16 protein-coding genes are annotated in these 20,205 nt (G+C 53.9%); 4 read left to right on the top strand and 12 right to left on the bottom strand.

What is annotated here, in order from left to right:
- Window positions 1–56: 56 nt before the first annotated feature.
- The 9 genes from bamA to rpsB all read right to left on the bottom strand — a co-directional run bounded on the left by bamA (window position 57) and on the right by rpsB (window position 10,339).
- Window positions 57–2,468 (bottom strand): outer membrane protein assembly factor BamA, encoded by a 2,412-nt coding sequence (bamA, locus tag AC6I8C_RS03610; protein WP_013356845.1) that lies wholly within the window; start codon window positions 2,466–2,468, stop codon window positions 57–59.
- Window positions 2,469–2,519: 51 nt separating this feature from the next.
- On the bottom strand, window positions 2,520–3,866 hold the full coding sequence (rseP, locus tag AC6I8C_RS03605; protein WP_161735492.1) for a sigma E protease regulator RseP: 1,347 nt from the start codon (window positions 3,864–3,866) through the stop codon (window positions 2,520–2,522).
- A 12-nt stretch (window positions 3,867–3,878) separates the two neighbouring features.
- The gene (gene cdsA / locus AC6I8C_RS03600) at window positions 3,879–4,736 is read right to left on the bottom strand and encodes a phosphatidate cytidylyltransferase (protein WP_013356843.1); all 858 of its coding nucleotides are present in this window, start codon (window positions 4,734–4,736) and stop codon (window positions 3,879–3,881) included.
- Between the two features lie 18 nt (window positions 4,737–4,754).
- Complete coding sequence (gene ispU, locus AC6I8C_RS03595) at window positions 4,755–5,507, bottom strand: (2E,6E)-farnesyl-diphosphate-specific ditrans,polycis-undecaprenyl-diphosphate synthase (protein WP_009091989.1); 753 nt, start codon at window positions 5,505–5,507, stop codon at window positions 4,755–4,757.
- Window positions 5,508–5,688: 181 nt separating this feature from the next.
- Window positions 5,689–6,885 (bottom strand): 1-deoxy-D-xylulose-5-phosphate reductoisomerase, encoded by a 1,197-nt coding sequence (ispC, locus tag AC6I8C_RS03590; RefSeq protein WP_497821633.1) that lies wholly within the window; start codon window positions 6,883–6,885, stop codon window positions 5,689–5,691.
- Between the two features lie 111 nt (window positions 6,886–6,996).
- A complete protein-coding gene (gene frr / locus AC6I8C_RS03585; RefSeq protein ID WP_033731632.1) occupies window positions 6,997–7,554 on the bottom strand; it encodes a ribosome recycling factor in 558 nt (185 codons plus the stop codon).
- 143 nt (window positions 7,555–7,697) lie between these two features.
- Complete coding sequence (gene pyrH / locus AC6I8C_RS03580) at window positions 7,698–8,423, bottom strand: UMP kinase (protein WP_013356840.1); 726 nt, start codon at window positions 8,421–8,423, stop codon at window positions 7,698–7,700.
- A 157-nt stretch (window positions 8,424–8,580) separates the two neighbouring features.
- A complete protein-coding gene (gene tsf, locus AC6I8C_RS03575) occupies window positions 8,581–9,432 on the bottom strand; it encodes a translation elongation factor Ts (RefSeq protein ID WP_013356839.1) in 852 nt (283 codons plus the stop codon).
- A gap of 181 nt (window positions 9,433–9,613) precedes the next feature.
- Window positions 9,614–10,339, bottom strand: coding sequence for a 30S ribosomal protein S2 (gene rpsB, locus AC6I8C_RS03570; protein ID WP_033731630.1), 726 nt, complete (start codon window positions 10,337–10,339; stop codon window positions 9,614–9,616).
- A gap of 318 nt (window positions 10,340–10,657) precedes the next feature.
- On the opposite strand from rpsB, the gene map reads away from it, so the two are divergent.
- From map to AC6I8C_RS03550, 4 genes are all read left to right on the top strand, one after another.
- Window positions 10,658–11,452, top strand: coding sequence for a type I methionyl aminopeptidase (map, locus tag AC6I8C_RS03565; RefSeq protein ID WP_497821632.1), 795 nt, complete (start codon window positions 10,658–10,660; stop codon window positions 11,450–11,452).
- A 66-nt stretch (window positions 11,453–11,518) separates the two neighbouring features.
- A complete protein-coding gene (gene glnD, locus AC6I8C_RS03560; protein ID WP_497821631.1) occupies window positions 11,519–14,173 on the top strand; it encodes a bifunctional uridylyltransferase/uridylyl-removing protein GlnD in 2,655 nt (884 codons plus the stop codon).
- 83 nt (window positions 14,174–14,256) lie between these two features.
- Complete coding sequence (gene dapD, locus AC6I8C_RS03555) at window positions 14,257–15,081, top strand: 2,3,4,5-tetrahydropyridine-2,6-dicarboxylate N-succinyltransferase (RefSeq protein ID WP_497821630.1); 825 nt, start codon at window positions 14,257–14,259, stop codon at window positions 15,079–15,081.
- 224 nt (window positions 15,082–15,305) lie between these two features.
- A complete protein-coding gene (locus AC6I8C_RS03550; RefSeq protein WP_033731626.1) occupies window positions 15,306–15,698 on the top strand; it encodes a DUF3461 family protein in 393 nt (130 codons plus the stop codon).
- Between the two features lie 62 nt (window positions 15,699–15,760).
- Here AC6I8C_RS03550 and AC6I8C_RS03545 read toward each other — a convergent pair whose 3' ends face one another.
- The 3 genes from AC6I8C_RS03545 to dgt all read right to left on the bottom strand — a co-directional run bounded on the left by AC6I8C_RS03545 (window position 15,761) and on the right by dgt (window position 20,174).
- Window positions 15,761–16,918 carry a CdaR family transcriptional regulator gene (locus AC6I8C_RS03545; protein WP_013356833.1) on the bottom strand — a complete coding sequence of 386 codons (1,158 nt, stop codon included), beginning with the start codon at window positions 16,916–16,918 and terminating at the stop codon, window positions 15,761–15,763.
- A gap of 185 nt (window positions 16,919–17,103) precedes the next feature.
- Window positions 17,104–18,549 carry a serine endoprotease DegP gene (gene degP, locus AC6I8C_RS03540; RefSeq protein ID WP_497821629.1) on the bottom strand — a complete coding sequence of 482 codons (1,446 nt, stop codon included), beginning with the start codon at window positions 18,547–18,549 and terminating at the stop codon, window positions 17,104–17,106.
- Between the two features lie 134 nt (window positions 18,550–18,683).
- Window positions 18,684–20,174, bottom strand: a complete 1,491-nt coding sequence (gene dgt / locus AC6I8C_RS03535) for a dGTPase (protein ID WP_013356831.1) — start codon at window positions 20,172–20,174, stop codon at window positions 18,684–18,686.
- Between the last annotated feature and the right edge of the window lie 31 nt (window positions 20,175–20,205).

Here is a 20,205-nt window from a genome sequence, read left to right as displayed (position 1 = left end):
CAGCAACAGATGCTGCCCGGCAGCAAGACTTCAGCTATGCATCCATGCTCAGAACATTACCAGGTTTTACCAATGTTAAACTGGAACTGCTCTGACTTGTCTCCATCGACTTTCTTAATCGGCTGGGCATACGAGAACACCAGCGGGCCGAGCGGTGACATCCACTGCAGCGCCACACCGCTTGATACGCGGATATTGTTTGGATCGCTGTAGTCAGGAATACCCGCCGCACGTGTTTCAGCGGTATTTTCCCAATGGGTATCCCATGCGGTACCGGTATCGACAAACACCGAGGTACGCACCGAGTTAGCATACTTCTCGCTCAGGAACGGCGTTGGCGTAATCAGCTCAAGGCTGGCAATCGCCATGGCGTTACCGCCCACCGCATCGTCAGACTTACAGACGCCATTCGGATCGGCGATTCGGCAGTTCGACGAGTTGTTATTGTAGTAAGCCGCTTTCGGTCCAATGGTGTTGGACTGGAAGCCACGCACGGTGCTTGAACCACCGGCGTAGAAGTTCTCATAGAACGGCATCTCTTTGCCGCCGAGACCATCGCCATAGCCGACACGACCACGGCCCAGCAGCACCCAGGTGCGATCCTGGTTAATCGGCACATACTGCTGGGTGTCCAGCGTGGCCTTATAGAAGCTGTTATCTGAGCCTGGAATCGTTACCTTACCGTTCAGGTTGGTACGGTTACCGGATGTCGGGAAGAAGCCGCGGTCCAGCGTGTTGTACGTCCAGCCGTAGTTAAAGGTGAAGTCATCGGCTGAGAATTCGCCTTTGTCATTCAACTGCTGCGGCTTGCCGACTGAATCCAGATAACGCCACATCGCAACCTGCGGCTGCATGTTTGACAGGTCATTGTGGACATAGCCCAGACCCACACGCAGGGTGTTGTTTTCGTTAACCGGGAAGCCAAGCGTGCCATCCAGACCATAACTTCTGTTGGTATAGTCAGAAAGATCCGCATTGTCCGCTTTGAAGTCGTTGTAGAACAGACGACCACCCAGACTCACACCATCAACGGTGAAGTAAGGGTCAGTAAGCGAGAATTCAGCATAGGTCTGGTAATCGTTTTTAGTGCCGCTGATGCCCACGGTATTACCGGTGCCCAGCCAGTTATCCTGCGTTACCCCGACCTGGAAGCTCACACCACTTTCGGTGCCGTAGCCGACGCCGAAGTTAAAGGTACCGGTGTTACGCTCTTTAACCTTGTAGACCACATCAACCTGGTCCGGCGAACCAGGCACACGCTGCGTATCCACATCCACGGTTTCAAAGTAACCGGTACGGTTCAGACGTTCTTTACCCTGTTCAACCAGATCGCTGCCCAGCCATGCGCCTTCCATCTGACGCATTTCGCGACGTAACACCGAATCTTTAGAGGTGTCGTTACCTTCGAAGCGGACGTTACGCACGTAGTAGCGGTTACCCGCATCGACGTTGATATGCAATTTTACGGTTTTATCGGCGTCGTTGATTTCAGGCTGTGTGGCTACGCGCGGATAGGCATAGCCATAGCGCCCCAACAGTTTCTTGATGTCATCTTCCATTTTCGTGACTTTGGCGCCGTTATAAAGCTCGCCTGCCGGAATTTTGGTCAGATGCTCAATTTCTGCGGAATGGCCCGCCATGCTGCCATTGACGATCACGCCAGCGATTTTGTATTGGTCGCCTTCGGTGATATTCACCGTGATGTAGATGCCTTTTTTATCTGGCGTCAGACTGACCTGAGTCGAATCGATGTTGAAGCGGGCATAACCGCGATCCAGATAGAAGCTGCGCAGGGTCTCGAGGTCGCCCGCCAGTTTCTGCTTCTGGTATTTACGATCGCCGACCACGTTCCACCATGGCACTTCATCGCGCAGCTGGAAACGGGAGATCAGTTCATCGGAGCTGAAGGCCTTATTACCGACGATATTGATCTGCTGAATTTTGGCAGAGACACCTTCCGTAAAGACCAGCTTCAGATCAACGCGGTTACGCGGCAGTGGCGTGACCACGGCTTTCACGTTGGCGGTATATTTACCGACGCTGTAATAGAAGTCTTCAAGTCCCTTCTCGATAGAAGAGATGGTAGTACGGTCCAGCGCTTCGCCGACACGGACACCTGAAGCTTCCAGATTTTGTTTGAGCTGATCCTCTTTCACCGCTTTGTTACCGGTGAAGGTAATGCTGGCAATGGTAGGACGTTCTTTGACCTGGACAATCAGCGTTGTACCGTCTCGCAGGACCTGAACATCCTCAAAGTTGCCAGTAGCGAACAGCGAGCGAATGGTATTTCTGACATCATCGTCATTCACCGTATCGCCAACCCGTACTGGCATGCTCAGCAGAGCCGCGCCGACGGCGACTCGCTGCAGCCCTTCGAAATGAATATCCTTCACCACGAAATCGTCTGCACCGTAAACGGTGGCGCTGCTAAACAGCAGCGACGCTATGAGCAACTTTTTCATCGCCATCGTTGTTATGCGTTTTCCTAACACATCCCTCGAATGTTCGCGTTCCAGCGGTTACAAACGTGAGAAATCATTGAAAAGTGCAAGCCCCATTAACAGCACCAGCAAAATTGAGCCGATGCGATAACTAAAGTCCTGAACTCGCTCGGACACCGGTCCACCTTTGATCTTTTCGATCGCCAGGAACAGCAGGTGCCCACCATCTAAAACCGGCAAAGGGAACAGGTTGATAATGCCCAGGTTGACGCTAATCAACGCCAGGAACATCAGGTAGTAAATCAACCCATACTCCGCTGACAACCCTGCACCCTGCGCAATCGAGATTGGCCCGCTCAGGTTGTTCAGCTTCACATCACCGGTTATTAACTTGCCCAGCATGGAAACGGTGAGCTTCATCAGTTGCCAGGTTTTTACACTGGCCTCACCGATAGCCGCAAACGCGCCATACTGCCTTACCGTCTTGTACTCTTCGGGCAGCGGAACAATGCGCGGAATCACACCCGCAAAGCCCGCTGTCGTGCCAGCTTTCGCTTCTGGCGTCATCGTCAGCGCAATTGATTCACCGCCGCGATCCACCTCAAGCGTCATGCTTTTGCCGGGATTGTCCCGGACCTGGGTAACAAACGTCTGCCACTGCGATAATGGCTGACCATCGACTTTAACGATCCTGTCGCCTGCTTGCAAACCGGCTTCGCTGGCTGGCGAATTCGCCTGTACTTCTGCCAGTGTGGTCTCAATTTGCGGACCGCGAGGCTGAATGCCTAACGCGACGACCGGATCCTGCTTGTCAGGCTCAAACTGCCAGTTACGCAAATCCAGCTGCTTCTGCTGAGTTGCGTCCTCGCCAAATCGTGCCACCGTTAACGTGGTGCTGCTGTCGCCGATTTTACCCACTAGCGCCATACGCACAGCATCCCAGTCAGGCGTTTCGATACCGTCAACGGCCTTAAGTTCCATGCCGGGCGCAATTTGCGCTTCCGCAGCGACCGAACCGTTTAAAATTTCACCGATTACCGGGCGCACACCAGGCACGCCGTGAATAAACACAACCCAGTAGGCAAAGATGGCAAAGAGGAAGTTAGCGACAGGACCTGCCGCGATGATGGAGGCACGTTGCCAGACGGCTTTATTATTAAAAGCCTGATGACGCAGCTCGGCTGGCACGCTTTCGACACGTTCGTCGAGCATTTTTACGTAGCCACCAAGGGGAATCAGCGCGATGACAAATTCCGTGCCGTGGCGGTCACGGCGCTGCCAGAGCGACTTACCAAACCCAATGGAAAAGCGCTCAACTTTGACGCCACAGCGACGAGCGACCCAGAAATGGCCAAACTCATGAACGGTAATCAACACGCCCAGCGCAACGATAAAGGCGAAGAAACTCCAGATTATGCTCAACATCTTTGCCTGTCCTTAAAGGGTGCGGAACACCAGCAGCAATAAACAGGCAAACACCGGCACCGCCGCAGTCAGACTATCAATGCGATCAAGAATGCCGCCGTGACCCGGTATCAGATTGCCACTGTCTTTGATACCCGCTTCACGTTTAAACATACTCTCAGTGAGGTCGCCCAGCACGGAGGCCAGCGTTGCGATAACCGCGCAAATCACCAGCGTACCGGTAGAGACCGTCAGCGGCGCCAGCGAGGCAAACAGCAGCGCAATCAGCGCAGAGGAGACCAGGCCGCCCAGGAAGCCTTCCCAGGTTTTACCTGGCGAGACCTTCGGTGCCAGCTTGTGTTTGCCGAACATCTTGCCAAACATATAGGCACCTGAATCCGCACCCCACACCAGCAGCAACACAAACAGCAGCCACCAGGCACCGGCGAAGTGATCGGTTTCGTAGTGATACTGGCGCAGCGCCACCATGCCCCAGAAAAAAGGCACCAGCGTTAATACGCCAAACAGTAAGCGGAGCGGGCGCGAATGACGCCAGAAGGCCGCAGAGGCGGGATAGGAGAGGACCAGCAGCAGCGCAACGACCCACCACACCAGCGACGCCCAAAGCGATGTCGCGACCTGGGGCAGATGCACCGTGTGTTGATAAGGCGGCAACGTAAACTGCATCAGCGCCAGCAGCAGACCACAAAGTACAGCCAGCCAGACGCGCTGTTGACGTGATGCCATCCCTGCAAACTGACCCCATTCCCAGGCGGCCAGCATGCAGATAACGATGGTTGTAAGGGCAAAGCCCACAGGTGGTAACCAGAACAGTGCAGCTATTACCAGCGGAATTAATATCAACGCGGTAATCAGACGAGACTTCAGCAAAGGTTACCCCCAGATTGCTCAGGCGCCGCCTGGTGCAGCGCCGCCAAAACGACGCTCCCGCAGAGAGAATGCATTCAGTGCACCTTCAAAAACGTGTTCATCGAAATCCGGCCAGAGCACATCGGTAAAATAGAATTCAGCATAGGCAATCTGCCACAGCAGGAAGTTGCTAATCCGATGCTCTCCCCCGGTCCTTATCACTAAATCCACTGGCGCCAGCTCCTGCATACAGAGCTGCGACGTCAGGCTCTCTTCGGTAATCTGGTCAGGACGCAGTAATCCTTCCTGCACCTGCTCAGCCAGTTTTTTCACGCCTTCGATAATATCCCAACGGCCGCCATAGTTGGCAGCAATGTTGAGCGTCAGGCCACTATTATTTGCGGTCAGCGTCTCAGAACGGCGAATACGTTCCTGAATACGCGGGCTGAAACGGCTGGTATCGCCAATGACGCGTAAGCGAACATTGTGTTTGTGCAGGCTTTTCACTTCGCTGTCGAGCGCCCAGACAAACAGTTCCATTAACGCGGTGACTTCCTGCGCCGGACGGCTCCAGTTTTCACTGCTGAAGGCGTAAAGCGTCAGGGCTTCAAGATTGTTGCTGACCGCAAAGCTGACGGCGCGGCGCACCGATTTAACGCCCGCTTTGTGGCCTGAAATACGCAATTTTCCCTGATTTTTGGCCCAGCGACCGTTGCCATCCATGATGATAGCGACGTGGCGCGGACCGTTTCCCTGCTGGTCATCAGTGTTGTTGTGATTGTTAGACGACATAACGCTTAACCAATTCCTTTCATCAGAAATGCTGTGGTTTCTGAATACATTGCGCCCGATTCAAATCCCGACACGCTTTTGGTGCCGGGCCACACCGAATTCGGTGACAGACCGTGAAACGCGAGCCAGCGACTATACCATTTTCACCTGAAGCGAACAAATGGCCTCATAACGATCGGCTTCACGACGTGAAGCGCGGCAACATTTCTGCCGCCAGCGCGCGCGCGGAGCGATCAATTTCAAGGACAGCGTCCACCGAATCAGGCTCCGGACACACCTGTGCCGCCATCACCGCACTATTAAGCGCCGCGATGTCGGTAAAGCGGATCTGGTGATTCAGGAAAGCCGCGACGGCAACCTCGTTGGCTGCATTCAGCGTGGTGGTCGCCGCCTGCCCTGCATCACAGGCATCAATGGCCAGTTTCAGGCAGGGGTAGCGACTAAAATCAGGTTCTGCAAAGCTCAGCGCCGACATGCGGGTAAAATCCAGCCGCGTCACGCCTGCTTTGATGCGCGAAGGCCAGGCCATGCTATGGGCTATGGGCGTACGCATATCGGGAGAACCTAACTGAGCCAGCACGCTGCCATCGCAGTATCGCACCATAGAGTGAATCACCGACTGTGGGTGAAGGATCACTTCCATCTGCGCTGCGCTGGCATTAAACAACCAACGGGCTTCAATGTACTCAAGACCTTTATTCATCATGGTGGCCGAATCGACAGAGATTTTTCTCCCCATCGACCAGTTCGGATGTGCACAGGCCTGATCTGGCGACATGGCGCTGAGATCCGCTAAATCTGTGTCACGAAAAGGACCACCCGATCCCGTAAGGATAATTGACTCAATGCCATTATCCCGCAGGTCAGCGTAACCTAACTGATGCTGGATGGTAGCCGGTAAACTCTGAAAAATGGCGTTATGCTCGCTGTCGACCGGTAGTAACTGCGCGTTATGATGCCGCACCGCCTCCATAAATAAACGGCCGCAGGTGACAAGCGATTCTTTGTTGGCCAGCAGTACCGTTTTACCAGCGCGAATGGCGGCCAGCGTTGGCAGTAAACCTGACGCACCGACAATGGCCGCCATCACCTGATCCACCTCATCCAGCGCGGCCAGCTCACAGGCTGCCTGAACGCCGGAGAGCACTTCAGTATTAACCCTGATTGCTCTCAGTCGCTCACGCAGCGCAGCGGCAGAGGTTTCGTCTGCCATGCAGGCGTAGCGTGGCGTAAAGGTTGCACACTGTTCGGCCATCAGCGCCACGTTATGGCCGGCAACCAGCGCCGTAATCTGATAAAGCTCTGGGTTAGCGCGAACCACCGCCAGCGTACTGGTGCCGATCGAGCCGGTGGATCCCAGCAGAGTTAATCGCTTCATGAGGCTATCCGTGTAAAGTCAGCGTGCCCGCAGGCACAATGTAAAACGCCGCCAGATGTCGCATTCATACGAATACCTCTCTGTACGGCGTTTTGTCCGGCAGTGATGGAATCAGAAATCCATCAGCTCCGTTTCTTTTTCTGACAGTGCAGCATCAACTTTCTTGATGTACGCATCGGTCATTTTTTGCACTTCGTCCTGCGCACGACGTTCGTCGTCTTCGCTGATTTCTTTATCTTTCAGCAGCGCTTTGATTTTATCGTTGGCATCGCGACGGACGTTACGTACCGACACACGGCCCTGCTCGGCTTCGCCGCGCACGATTTTAATCAGATCTTTACGACGCTCTTCTGTCAGCGCTGGCAGCGGAACACGGATGTCAGTACCGGCTGAACTTGGGTTCAGACCGAGATCGGACTTCATGATCGCTTTTTCGACTGCCTGGCTCAGTGAACGATCAAACACGTTGATTTTCAGCGTGCGTGAATCTTCCACAGTGACAGAAGCCAGCTGACGCAGTGGCGTCGGCGTGCCGTAATATTCGACGACGATGCCGTCGAGCAGCGAAGGTGACGCACGACCGGTACGCACTTTGCTGATGGTAGTTTTGAATGCTTCAACGCATTTTTCCATGCGCGTGTCAGCATCTTTTTTGATGTCGTTAATCACGTTGAAACCCTTGGATTCGGTTTGACCTGGCCAGTTCCGGCATAACCGGAAGCGGGATCGATAATCATCGATAATCCTGACTGGTGCGCGATGCATTCTCATCGCGCTGACAGAATATACCTTATTTTATCTCGCCTCGGGTATTAATGCGTAATCAGGGTGCCTTCTTTTTCACCCATCACTACGCGACGCAGGGCGCCAGGTTTATTCATGTTGAAAACACGGATAGGTAATTTGTGGTCACGAGCCAGGGTAAAGGCCGCCAGATCCATCACTTTCAGCTCTTTATCCAGGACTTCGGCATAGGTCAGTTGATCATACAGCGTCGCGTCCGGGCTTTTCACCGGATCGGCAGAGTAAACGCCGTCAACTTTGGTCGCCTTCAGTACCACGTCCGCTTCAATCTCAATGCCGCGCAGACACGCCGCAGAGTCGGTGGTAAAGAACGGGTTGCCGGTACCGGCGGAGAAGATGACGACGCGGTTGTTACGCAGCAGGCTGATCGCTTCTGCCCAGCTGTAGTTGTCACACACGCCATTCAGTGGAATCGCTGACATCAGGCGTGCATTCACATAGGCGCGGTGCAGTGCATCACGCATCGCCAGGCCGTTCATCACGGTTGCCAGCATACCCATGTGGTCACCTACGACGCGGTTCATACCTGCCTGCTGCAGGCTCGCGCCGCGGAACAGGTTCCCTCCGCCAATTACCACGCCAACCTGGATGCCCAGCTCAACCAGCTCTTTTACCTCTTGTGCCATGCGGTCAAGCACACTCGCGTCGATACCAAAACCTTCAGCGCCTTGCAGAGCTTCGCCGCTGAGTTTAAGCAGGATACGTTGATAAACAGGTTTTGCGTTGGTCGCCATGGTCAGTTCTTCCTGGAAGATTGGGTGTAAAGGAGAAGTAAATTCTGATCGATCATCCGCTTACCGCAAAGAAAATGCTATTGGGATGAAACTGAAAACGTGTCTGTTGCGATTCACAGACAAAAAAGAACCGCCATCTGGCGGTTCTTTCAGAGCATTAAGACTGTTTGGACATTGCTGCAACTTCTGCAGCGAAGTCAGACTCAACTTTCTCGATGCCTTCACCCACTTCGAAGCGGATGAAGTTGATCACGTCAGCGCCCTGCTCTTTCAGAGCCTGGCCAACGGTTTTGCTTGGGTCGATAACGAAAGCCTGACCCGTCAGAGAGACTTCGCCAGTGAATTTCTTCATACGGCCTTCAACCATCTTCTCTGCGATCTCTTTTGGCTTACCAGACTGCATCGCGATGTCCAGCTGAACCTGGTACTCTTTATCTACCACGTCAGCAGAAACGTCTTCTGGCTTAACGAATTCAGGCTTGCTCGCTGCAACGTGCATCGCGATCTGTTTGATCAGATCTTCGTTAGCGCCTTTCGCTGAAACCAGAACGCCGATACGCGCGCCGTGCAGGTAGCTGCCCAGCTCTGCACCTTCCAGGATTGCAACGCGACGGATGTTGATGTTCTCACCGATTTTAGCAACCAGTGCAACGCGCTCTTCTTCAAACTGCGCTTTCAGGACTTCAACGTCAGTAACGCGATCAGCGGCAGCCGCATCCAGAACTTTGTCTGCGAACGCCTGGAAACCGCCATCTTTTGCTACGAAGTCAGTCTGGCAGTTAACTTCCAGAATCACGCCGTAGTCGCCAACGATTTTGGTTTTGATTACGCCATCAGCAGCAACGTTGCCTGCTTTTTTCGCTGCTTTGATTGCGCCAGACTTACGCATGTTCTCAATCGCCAGCTCAATGTCGCCGTTCGCTTCAGTCAGCGCTTTTTTGCAATCCATCATGCCAGCGCCAGTACGCTCGCGCAGTTCTTTTACCAATGCAGCGGTAATGTCAGCCATTCCAGAATCCTCGGTTCGTGCCTGTGTACATACGTACATGCAGACACTTATTTGCGGAAAATTTACTCTGTCCCGCCGTCCGGTTGGGGGCGTAACAGACTTAGATAAATAAAGGGGCCACTATAGGCCCCTTACAGATCACATCTGAATGCTAAGGGCTCTTATGCAGAGCAAACCTTAATTAAGCGTTTTCTAAAGACGCTTCTTCAGCTTGCTCAGCCAGGTCCTGAGAGCGGCCTTCGCGAACGGTAGTCGCAACGGCAGTCAGGTACAGGTTTACAGCACGGATCGCATCGTCGTTACCTGGGATAACGAAATCAACGCCATCTGGATCTGAGTTGGTATCAACGATAGCAAATACCGGGATACCCAGGTTGTTTGCTTCTTTGATTGCGATGTGTTCGTGGTCAGCATCAACAACAAACAGCGCGTCTGGCAGACCGCCCATGTCTTTGATACCGCCCAGGCTGTTTTCCAGCTTGGCCAGCTCACGCGCACGCATCAGCGCTTCTTTTTTGGTCAGTTTGTCGAAAGTACCATCCTGAGACTGAATCTCCAGATCTTTCAGACGTTTGATTGACTGACGCACGGTTTTCCAGTTAGTCAGCATGCCACCCAACCAGCGGTGGTTTACGAAGAACTGGTCGCAGCTCAGTGCAGACTCTTTTACCGCTTCAGCAGCAGCGCGCTTAGTACCTACGATCAGGATCTTACCTTTACGGGAAGAGATCTTGTTCAGTTCAGCCAGAGCTTCGTTGAACATAGGTACAGTTTTTTCCAGGTTGATGATGTGAACCTTGTTACGTGCACCAAAGATGAATGGCTTCATTTTTGGGTTCCAGTAACGGGTCTGGTGACCAAAGTGAACACCAGCCTGGAGCATGTCGCGCATGGAAACAGTTGCCATGATAAAACCTCTAAAGTTTGATTGGGGTTGGGCCTCCATGTATCCCATACGACCGACCTCTTTCAAGGCACCCCGGCGTATGTGTCGATACATGTGTGTTTTAGTACACATAATGAGAGTTATGCGTTTCCTGCTGACCGAAACGGCCATACAGAGAATCGTCGGCGCGCTTTATATCACAACCAGCCCAGTGACGCCAATAAATCATCGCTGACAGAGGCCAGCGCGTTCTCTATTTGGCAGCCCATTTGCTGGCTGCTAACATGACAGCACAGAACTTATTATTGTCGAAAATTTCGACAAATGCGGATTAATTTAATGGCAATTTCAATTAAAACCCCTGAAGAAATCGAAAAAATGCGCGTCGCAGGCCGACTGGCCGCCGAGGTGCTGGAGATGATCGAACCTTACGTGAAACCGGGTGTGACCACCGGTGAGCTGGACCGCATCTGCCACGAGCACATTATTCAAAAGCAACAGGCGGTCTCTGCCTGCCTCGGCTATCACGGCTTTCCGAAGTCGGTCTGCATCTCCGTTAACGAAGTGGTGTGCCACGGCATTCCCAGCGATGATCGCCCGTTGAAAGATGGGGATATCGTCAATATCGACGTCACCGTAATTAAAGATGAGTACCATGGCGACACCTCAAAGATGTTTATCGTTGGTAAACCGACCATTCAGGGTGAGCGCCTGTGCCGCGTCACGCAGGAGAGCCTCTATCTTTCCCTGCGTCTGATTAAGCCCGGCATTCGTCTGCGCGAGCTGGGTCGTGCTATCCAGAAATATGTTGAAGCGAACGACTTCTCTGTTGTGCGCGAATATTGTGGTCACGGCATCGGCAAGGGATTCCACGAAGAGCCGCAGGTGCTGCATTACGATGCCGATGATAGCGGCGTTGTACTGCAGGCGGGTATGACCTTCACGGTAGAACCGATGGTCAATGCCGGTGATTACCGCATCCGCACCATGAAAGATGGCTGGACGGTAAAAACCAAAGATCGCAGCTTGTCCGCACAGTATGAGCATACTATTGTGGTGACGGAAAACGGCTGTGAGATTTTAACCCTGCGTAAAGATGACACGATCCCTGCCGTGCTCGTTGCTGAAGGGTAATTTTCTTCACGCAGATCAAGCCGGCGATGAGCCGGCTTTTTTTTGGCTAAAAAAGAGAAGAGCTGCATGAGCGTGAGTCTGTCGGAAGAGGTAAAAAACGGTCTGGTCGATTCGCCAGCCGAATGGGGTGACGACCAGTTGACCCGCGACATTCTGAAGCCGCGGCTGGAGCAATTTCAGCAGCATCTGGCTGCCGCATTTGATGCCGGTGAAGCCGTTGAGCCGCTGATAGATGCCCGCACGCTGTTTATCGATCGGCTGCTGCGTCGCCTGTGGCGCTTCTTTGGCTTTGATGCGATGCCCTCTATCGCGCTGGTCGCCGTGGGCGGCTATGGCCGTGCCGAACTGCATCCGCTCTCTGATATTGATGTCCTGATCCTCAGCCGCCAGCCGCTGAATGAACAGGCTGCCCAGCGTACCAGCGATCTGCTGACGCTGATGTGGGACCTCAAGCTGGAAGTGGGCCACAGCGTCCGCACGCTGGAAGAGTGTCTGCTGGAGGGACTGTCTGACCTGACCGTTGCCACCAACCTGATTGAATCACGGATGCTGACCGGTGACGTGGCGCTGTTTCTGGAATTACAGAAAAACATCTTCAGTGATGGTTTCTGGCCCTCATCCACCTTCTTTGCCGCCAAAATCGAAGAACAGCAGGAACGCCACAAGCGTTACCACGGCACCAGCTATAACCTTGAGCCGGACATCAAAAGCAGCCCCGGTGGCCTGCGCGACATCCATACGCTGCAGTGGGTCGCCCGACGCCATTTTGGTGCCACGACACTGGATGAGATGGTTGGCTTTGGTTTCCTCACCGACGCGGAGCGCAGCGAACTCAACGAATGCCAGGAATTTCTCTGGCGCATCCGCTTTGCCCTGCACCTCTCCCTGCCCCGCTACGATAATCGCCTGCTGTTCGATCGCCAGCTCAGCGTGGCGCAGCGCCTGAATTACCAGGGTGAAGGCAATGAGCCAGTCGAGCGGATGATGAAAGATTTCTATCGCGTCACGCGGCGCATCGGAGAACTGAATCAGATGCTGCTGCAGCTGTTTGATGAAGCGATTCTGGCGCTCTCTACCAGCGAAAAACCGAGACCTGTCGATGACGATTTCCAGCTGCGTGGCAATTTGATCGACCTGCGCGACGAAACGCTGTTTACCCGCGAACCGCAGGCAATTCTGCGTATGTTTTATGTCATGGTGCGTAACGACAGCATCAAGGGTATCTACTCCACTACCCTCCGTCATCTGCGCCATGCGCGTCGTCACCTTAAACAGCCGCTGTGCCAGATTCCGGAAGCGCGACGTACCTTTATGTCGATTCTGCGCCATCCCGGCGCGGTCAGCCGGGCACTGGTGCCGATGCACCGTCACAGCGTGTTATGGGCTTACACGCCGCTGTGGGGCCATATTGTCGGGCAGATGCAGTTCGACCTGTTCCACGCCTACACCGTGGATGAGCACACTATCCGCGTGTTGCAGAAGCTGGAAAGCTTCGCCAATGAAACCACCCGTCCGCAGCATCCGCTGTGCGTAGAGTTATGGCCGCGCCTGCCGCAGCAGGAGCTGCTGCTGATGGCCGCACTGCTGCACGACATTGCCAAAGGGCGCGGCGGCGATCACTCTATTCTCGGCGCACAGGATGCGCTCGATTTCGCTGAAATGCATGGCCTGAACTCGCGTGAAACGCAGCTGGTGGCCTGGCTGGTTCGCCATCATCTGTTGATGTCGGTGACGGCGCAACGGCGCGATATTCAGGACCCGACAGTGATCCAGCAGTTCGCTGAGGTGATGCAGAATGAGAACCGGCTGCGCTATCTGGTTTGCCTGACCGTCGCCGATATCTGCGCCACCAACGAAAGCCTGTGGAACAGCTGGAAGCAGAGCCTGCTGCGCGAGCTCTTTTTCGCCACCGAGAAGCAGTTGCGACGCGGCATGGAAAACAGTCCGGACCTGCGTGAGCGGGTGCGTCACCATCGTCTGCAGGCACTGGCGCTGCTACGGATGGACAACATCGATGAAGAGCGCCTGCACCAGATCTGGAATCGCTGCCGCGCAGATTATTTCCTGCGCCATACGCCGAATCAGATTGCCTGGCATGCACGCCACTTACTGGTTCATGACCTGAAGAAACCATTAGTGCTGGTCAGCCCGCAGGCCACACGCGGCGGAACCGAAATTTTCATCTGGAGCCCCGATCGTCCGCACCTGTTTGCCGCCGTCGCCGGAGAACTCGACCGGCGCAATCTCAGCGTCCACGACGCGCAAATCTTTACCAGCCGCGACGGCATGGCCATGGATACCTTTATTGTGCTGGAACCGGATGGCAGCCCGCTGTCGCCGGATCGCCATCCGATGATCATTCAGGCGCTTGAGCAGGCGATCACCCAGTCTGACTGGGTGCCGCCACGAACCCGTCGTCCGTCGGCCAAACTGCGGCATTTCAGCGTGGATACCGAGGTCAATTTCCTGCCGACGCACACCGACCGTCGCAGCTACCTTGAACTGGTGGCGCTGGATCAGCCTGGCCTGCTGGCGCGCGTGGGTGAAGTCTTTGCCGATCTCGGTGTCTCACTGCACGGCGCACGCATCAGCACCATTGGCGAGCGAGTTGAAGATTTGTTTATTCTGGCTAACAGTGAACGTCAGGCGCTGGACGAAGAAATGCGCAAAGCGTTGCAACAACGGTTGACAGAGGCCCTTAATCCAAACGATAAAGTGTGACCAGACTCGATTTGTAAACATTAATCTCTTTACTTGTGCCAGGTTATTGCCCGGCATCGCACATGACAGATCAGGAAAAAAATATGCAACAGTTACAGAGCGTTATTGAATCCGCCTTCGAACGTCGCGCTGACATCACACCTGCCAGCGTTGACAGCGAAACCCGTGATGCCATCAACCAGGTGATCTCTCTGCTGGACAGCGGTGAGCTGCGCGTTGCTGAGAAGATCGACGGCGAGTGGGTAACGCATCAGTGGCTGAAGAAAGCAGTGCTGCTCTCTTTCCGCATCAATGACAATCAGGTAATGGAAGGTTCAGAAACCCGCTTTTACGACAAAGTGCCGATGAAGTTTGCCGGCTGGGATGAAACGCGTTTCAAAGCAGCAGGCTTCCGCGTCGTGCCGCCTGCGGCTGTGCGTGAGGGTGCCTATATCGCCCGCAACACGGTGCTGATGCCTTCTTACGTCAACATTGGCGCCTTCGTGGATGAAGGCACCATGGTGGACACCTGGGCGACCGTTGGCTCCTGTGCACAGATTGGTAAAAACGTTCACCTTTCTGGCGGCGTGGGTATCGGTGGCGTGCTGGAACCGCTGCAGGCCAACCCGACCATTATCGAAGACAACTGCTTCATTGGCGCACGCTCTGAAATCGTTGAAGGCGTGATTGTTGAAGAAGGCTCAGTGATCTCAATGGGCGTTTACATCGGTCAGAGCACCAAAATTTATGACCGCGAAACAGGCGAAGTACATTATGGTCGTGTGCCTGCCGGCTCCGTCGTGGTCTCAGGTAACCTGCCGTCTAAGGATGGCAGCTACAGCCTCTATTGTGCCGTTATCGTGAAGAAAGTGGATGCGAAAACGCTGGGTAAAACCGGTATCAACGAACTGCTGCGCACTATCGACTGATTTAACTGACGGGCTGGAAACCAGCCCGTCATCTTTTCTTTACAGTCATTATCAAATAACATGCTTCGCGCCGCGAATTAACTGATGCGTTTAGTTTTTATCCAGGTCATAATCCGCGCCAGTTAAATCCTGTCGCGCAATGTTCATCCCGCTTATTTATGTCTACAGTTGACGGACGTCATGAACAAGTCTGCGCGCTTCTTACTTTTGATGGAAACAACGCTATGTATGACAATCTGAAAAGCTTAGGTATCAGTAACCCGGACGACATTGACCGCTACAGCCTGCGTCAGGAAGCCAATAACGACATTCTGAAGATCTACTTCCGCAAAGATAAAGGCGAGTTTTTCGCGAAGAGCGTTAAATTCAAATATCCGCGCCAGCGTAAAACTGTCGTTGCCGATCACGCGACGCAGGGCTACAAAGAAGTTCAGGAAATCAGCCCGAATCTGCGTTATGTTATCGATGAACTGGACCAGATTTGCCAGCGCGATCAGGTTGAAGTGGATCTGAAACGCAAAATTCTGGATGACCTGCGTCACCTGGAAAGCGTGGTCGCCCACAAGATCTCGGAAATTGAATCGGACCTGGAAAAATTAACCCGTAACAGCCGTTAATGTCCTGTCCGACACAAGAGGCCGGCTTTGCTGGCCTTTTTTTTATGCCGCAAACCTGCCCTCTACCCCTGCTCATCCAGTTGCAAAGCCACATAGAGCAGCAGCCTGTCGTCAAAATGGCCCAGATTCAGTCCCGTCAGTTCAGAAATCCGGTTCAGACGGTACTCCAGCGTATTGCGATGAATGAACAGTGCACGTGCGGTAGCGCTCGGCTGGACGTTATGGGTGAACCAGGCGATTAGCGTGCGGCGCAGCAAACCGTTGTTATCCATGCTCTTGAGCTTCGCCAGCGGCCGGGCGAGCTCATTGGCCTGCCAGCCGCCGCGCAGACTGTCGAGCAGCACCGGCAGCACCAGATCCTGATAAAAATAGCTACGCACTTCGGGCATACGCTGCTTGCCCACCATCATGGTGGTGCGCGCCGTCCGATAAGAGCGTGCGATGCTGCCCGGCCCGGTAAAGAAGTTACCCAGCGCGATGCGCATCCGAAGATGTCCGCTCTCTTTCATCCGCTGCAGCAACTGCTCAACGCGGCGGCGATGATCATCCTGATCGTAACGTCCATGCCCATTCAGGGCTGGTTTCAGCACCACCATTTCGGTCAGTGAGACAATGGCGATCAGATTATCGCGCTCCGGTGTGGTCAGCAGCGTTTGCAGCTGCTGTAACTCTGACATCGCGCTGTCGACGCCAAGCTGACCGCTATCCACCTCCAGAACGGCCACCACACGCGGTTGGTTGAGATCGATGCCGAGCCGCTGAGCCCATTCGGTCAGCTGTGGCGACAGGGTATCGCTGCGGATGAGATTCAGCACCAGCTCTTCACGCAGACGGCTGTCCTGTGCCAGCATATGCAGAAGCCGCGCCTGCTCCAGCATCATCTCTGCGGTCATGCAGACCAGCTCGCCGTAGTGCCGCAATGCCAGCGGCTCGCCGGTCAGGCCAATCACCCCGACGATGTCACCATCAATGCGCAGCGGCAGGTTAATGCCGGGCCGTACGCCATGAAGATGTTTAGCCACCGCTTCATCAATGTCGACAACGCGACCCTGCGAAAGCACCAGCAGCGCACCTTCGTGCAACTCCCCAATGCGTTCCCGGTCACCGCTGCCGATAATACGGCCCCGCGCATCCATCACATTGACATTGCTGTCAATAATTTTCATGGTGCGCGCCACGATATCCTGTGCCAGCCGGGCATCAAGGTGATAGGTAGCCATCCATTACTCCTGAAAAAGAGGGGGGAGAAACAGAATACGCATGGAAAGCAGGCAGAACATTGTGCATTTGCACAGAGCCAGGCGGTCATTTGCCGAATTTGCGGTGAGCATCACACTCTGCCAGGGCAAATGCCGGACATAAAAAAGGCGGACCGCAGTCCGCCTCTTCATCAGTGGTCGTTCCGTTACTGCATCAGCAGGTAGATGCTGCTGTCGCCGCGCTTCACATTCAGCGCCAGAACGGCTGGCTTGGTATCAAGGACTTTGCGCAGCTCGCCGAGGTTGGTTACCGGCTGCTGGTTAACGCCCTGAATCACGTCTCCCTTCTTCAGGCCGATACGCGCTGCGGCGCTGCCCGCTTTCACATTATCAACGCGAACGCCTTTATCACCGGTTTCAACATTGCTAAGGTCAGCCCCTTCAATGCCGTTGTAAATGGTGGCGGACTGCACTTTCGCCTGGCTGCTCTGCTGCAACTGAACAGAAACATCGACCGGTTTGCCGTCACGCAGCAGGCCCAGTTTCAGGGTAGTGCCAACCGGCAGTGAACCCACTTCTGCACGCAGCGAAGCAAAGCTGCTCAGCGGTTTGCCGTTCATGGAGACAATCACGTCACCCGCTTTGATGCCCGCTTTTGCAGCTGCAGAATCTGGCAGTACCTGGCTGACAAATGCACCACGCTGTGCATCGACTTTCATCGCTTTTGCCAGTTCGGAGTTCAGTTCCGTGCCCTGCACGCCCAGCTCGCCGCGTTTAACCTGTCCAAACTCAACCATCTGCGCCGTCAGGTTTTTCACCATGTTGCTCGGAATAGCAAAGCCGATACCGATGTTGCCGCCATCCGGCGCCAGAATAGCGGTGTTAATCCCAATCAGTTCACCGTTGAGGTTAACCAGCGCACCACCGGAGTTGCCCCGGTTAATCGCCGCATCCGTCTGGATAAAGTTTTCGTAATTTTCTACATTCAGGCCGCTGCGTCCCAGTGCCGAGACGATACCGGAGGTTACGGTTTCACCCAGTCCATACGGGTTACCGATTGCCACGGTGTAATCACCCACCCGCAGGCTGTCAGAGTCGGCGATTTTCACTGCGGTCAGGTTTTTAGCGTCCTGCAGCTGCACCAGCGCAATATCGGAACTCGGATCTTTGCCAATGACTTTTGCGTCATAGCGACGACCGTCGCTGAGCTGCACCTGAATTTTGGTGGCATTATTCACCACGTGGTTGTTGGTCACCACGTAGCCTTTTTCGGCGTTGATAATCACGCCCGATCCCAGTGCACGGAATTTTTCCTGCTGGGTATCAGGGGCGGGTGCGCCACCATTACCACCTTCACCGCCACCGTTCTGGCACATGGGTGAACCCTGGAACGGGGAACCGTCCTGACAGAATGGCGAATTGTCGCCAAAGAATTGCTGAAACTGCTGCGGCATGCGTGGGGTTTTTACTGTGGTGGTGCCCTCAACGCTGATACTGACCACAGACGGCATCACCTTCTCCAGCATGGGAGCCAGGCTTGGCAGTTGCTGGCTTTCGGAAGAGGCCGTTTGCGCAGCAGAAACAGTAACAGGGGCGAGCGCCATGCTCAGGCTCAACGCCAGCGCACTTAACACTAAAGTCTTTTTTTTCATTTTTCGTTTCTCAATAAGATTACTGTTCAGACCATTGCTGTGGTCGAAAGGTGAGATAAATGTTTTAGCGCGAAGTTCCTTTAAAAGTTTAAGCCAAAGGTAAAAATTTATTCGCGCTCTTTACAATCGGCGGCTTATTCTACTGCCATCAGCCGCCGGTACTCATCCCAGGCATAGAGATCGGTCATGCCGCTAATATAATCCTGAATAAGCCGGAAGCGATAATAACGTTCCCACAACAGCCGCTGATATTTATGCTCCACAACCAGATTACGCATCTTGTGCAAATAGGCTTTGCGGTGTTTCCCGGAGAGCTTATGAAAAAGCCGCGTTTCAATCGGGTGCTGGCGTAAAAAATCCTCATTCATCAGCGTGGTAAAGGCTTCATAATTAAGGCGCATCAGCGGCTGATAGATCTCCAGCAGCCCTTTAATCACGCGGTAACCCTGCAACTCCAGCTGTTCAACCTCGGAGTGATTAAACACCTGCTGGCGCGCAACGGTCTTAAAGAGTTGCAGTAAACGGCCCTCTTCACCCTCATCTTCCAGCAGCGCATGGTTAAAACTTCCCTCGAATATTGCAGGAAGATTATCAACAAAACGTTTCACCGCGTAACTGACCAGCACGCTCTGAACATTTACGCGTAATGACATAAAAAATTGATCGCTGCGGCTGCGGCGTTTTTTACTGCAGGCTTCCCGCCAGGCTTCACCAATAGTCCGGCTAAAGGCATCATTATTTTTTACCGGCCCCCAGGCTTTATTGAGAAATTCAAACAAACTCTCAACATTAAAGATATCTTTTTCTACAGCGTCGTCCAAATCGGCAATACAATAGGAGATATCATCCGCCGCTTCCATTATATAGGTGAGCGGAAAGCGGTGATGTTCTTCCATATTGGTGGCAGCACGCAGGTCGGCAATATAATCCTGCTCGGAGAGATAAAAACCGGGCTTTTTCATTAACACGCTAAATTCGGCGGGCTTTTCACCCTGCCACCAGGCAGGAGCAGTATATTTGAGGATACAGGCGACCTGAGAGTAGCTGAGATTGAGCTGCAGCAGGGTGTGAACCATACGGATAGCCTGCGCGTTGCCCTCAAAATGGCAGAGATCCTGGCGTATCATGGCATTCAGCTCATCAAAGGCTTTACGCTGCGCATCCCCTTCAACGCCTGCCACCAGCGGATCGACCAGTTCGGCAGCCAGGTTCTCTTCAAACCAGTCGTTAATGGCAGCCTCACCAAAATGACCAAACGGCGGATTACCCACGTCATGCAGCAGACACGCCATTTCGATCAGGCTTTCAAATGCGCCTTCAAGCTCATCCAGACCATACTGCGCCAGTCCGCCCTGCATCTTCAGGGTTTGCAGGATCTCTTTGGTGATGTAGCGTCCGGTCTGCTGCACCTCCAGCGAGTGTGTCAGTCGGGAACGGACGGCGGCATTGCGCTCCAGCGGAAAGACCTGCGTTTTCTGCTGCAGTCGCCGGATGGCAGCGGAGTTGATAATCCGTCCACGGTCGCTCTCAAAATGGCGGGTAATGTAATATTCGCCTTCCGGATCTTTTCGACTGGTATAAGGGCGCGAGAAGCTGATCTTCTTCCTGAAATTGATCGCCGACATGAATTACCCCTGACTTTTTCGTGAATTAATC

The organism is Pantoea sp. X-Soil-YNGN-844, from assembly GCF_059730595.1.
The sequence above is the reverse complement of the archived record's forward strand: the minus strand, read 5'-3'. Positions and strand labels throughout refer to the sequence as shown.

Coding starts and splice junctions, on each gene's coding strand:
- bamA (WP_013356845.1), bottom strand. CDS start 2,468: ATGGCGATGAAAAAGTTGCTCATAGCGTCGCTGCTGTTTAGCAGCGCC.
- rseP (WP_161735492.1), bottom strand. CDS start 3,866: ATGTTGAGCATAATCTGGAGTTTCTTCGCCTTTATCGTTGCGCTGGGC.
- ispU (WP_009091989.1), bottom strand. CDS start 5,507: ATGTCGTCTAACAATCACAACAACACTGATGACCAGCAGGGAAACGGT.
- ispC (WP_497821633.1), bottom strand. CDS start 6,885: ATGAAGCGATTAACTCTGCTGGGATCCACCGGCTCGATCGGCACCAGT.
- pyrH (WP_013356840.1), bottom strand. CDS start 8,423: ATGGCGACCAACGCAAAACCTGTTTATCAACGTATCCTGCTTAAACTC.
- tsf (WP_013356839.1), bottom strand. CDS start 9,432: ATGGCTGACATTACCGCTGCATTGGTAAAAGAACTGCGCGAGCGTACT.
- rpsB (WP_033731630.1), bottom strand. CDS start 10,339: ATGGCAACTGTTTCCATGCGCGACATGCTCCAGGCTGGTGTTCACTTT.
- map (WP_497821632.1), top strand. CDS start 10,658: ATGGCAATTTCAATTAAAACCCCTGAAGAAATCGAAAAAATGCGCGTC.
- glnD (WP_497821631.1), top strand. CDS start 11,519: ATGAGCGTGAGTCTGTCGGAAGAGGTAAAAAACGGTCTGGTCGATTCG.
- dapD (WP_497821630.1), top strand. CDS start 14,257: ATGCAACAGTTACAGAGCGTTATTGAATCCGCCTTCGAACGTCGCGCT.
- AC6I8C_RS03550 (WP_033731626.1), top strand. CDS start 15,306: ATGTATGACAATCTGAAAAGCTTAGGTATCAGTAACCCGGACGACATT.
- AC6I8C_RS03545 (WP_013356833.1), bottom strand. CDS start 16,918: ATGGCTACCTATCACCTTGATGCCCGGCTGGCACAGGATATCGTGGCG.
- degP (WP_497821629.1), bottom strand. CDS start 18,549: ATGAAAAAAAAGACTTTAGTGTTAAGTGCGCTGGCGTTGAGCCTGAGC.
- dgt (WP_013356831.1), bottom strand. CDS start 20,174: ATGTCGGCGATCAATTTCAGGAAGAAGATCAGCTTCTCGCGCCCTTAT.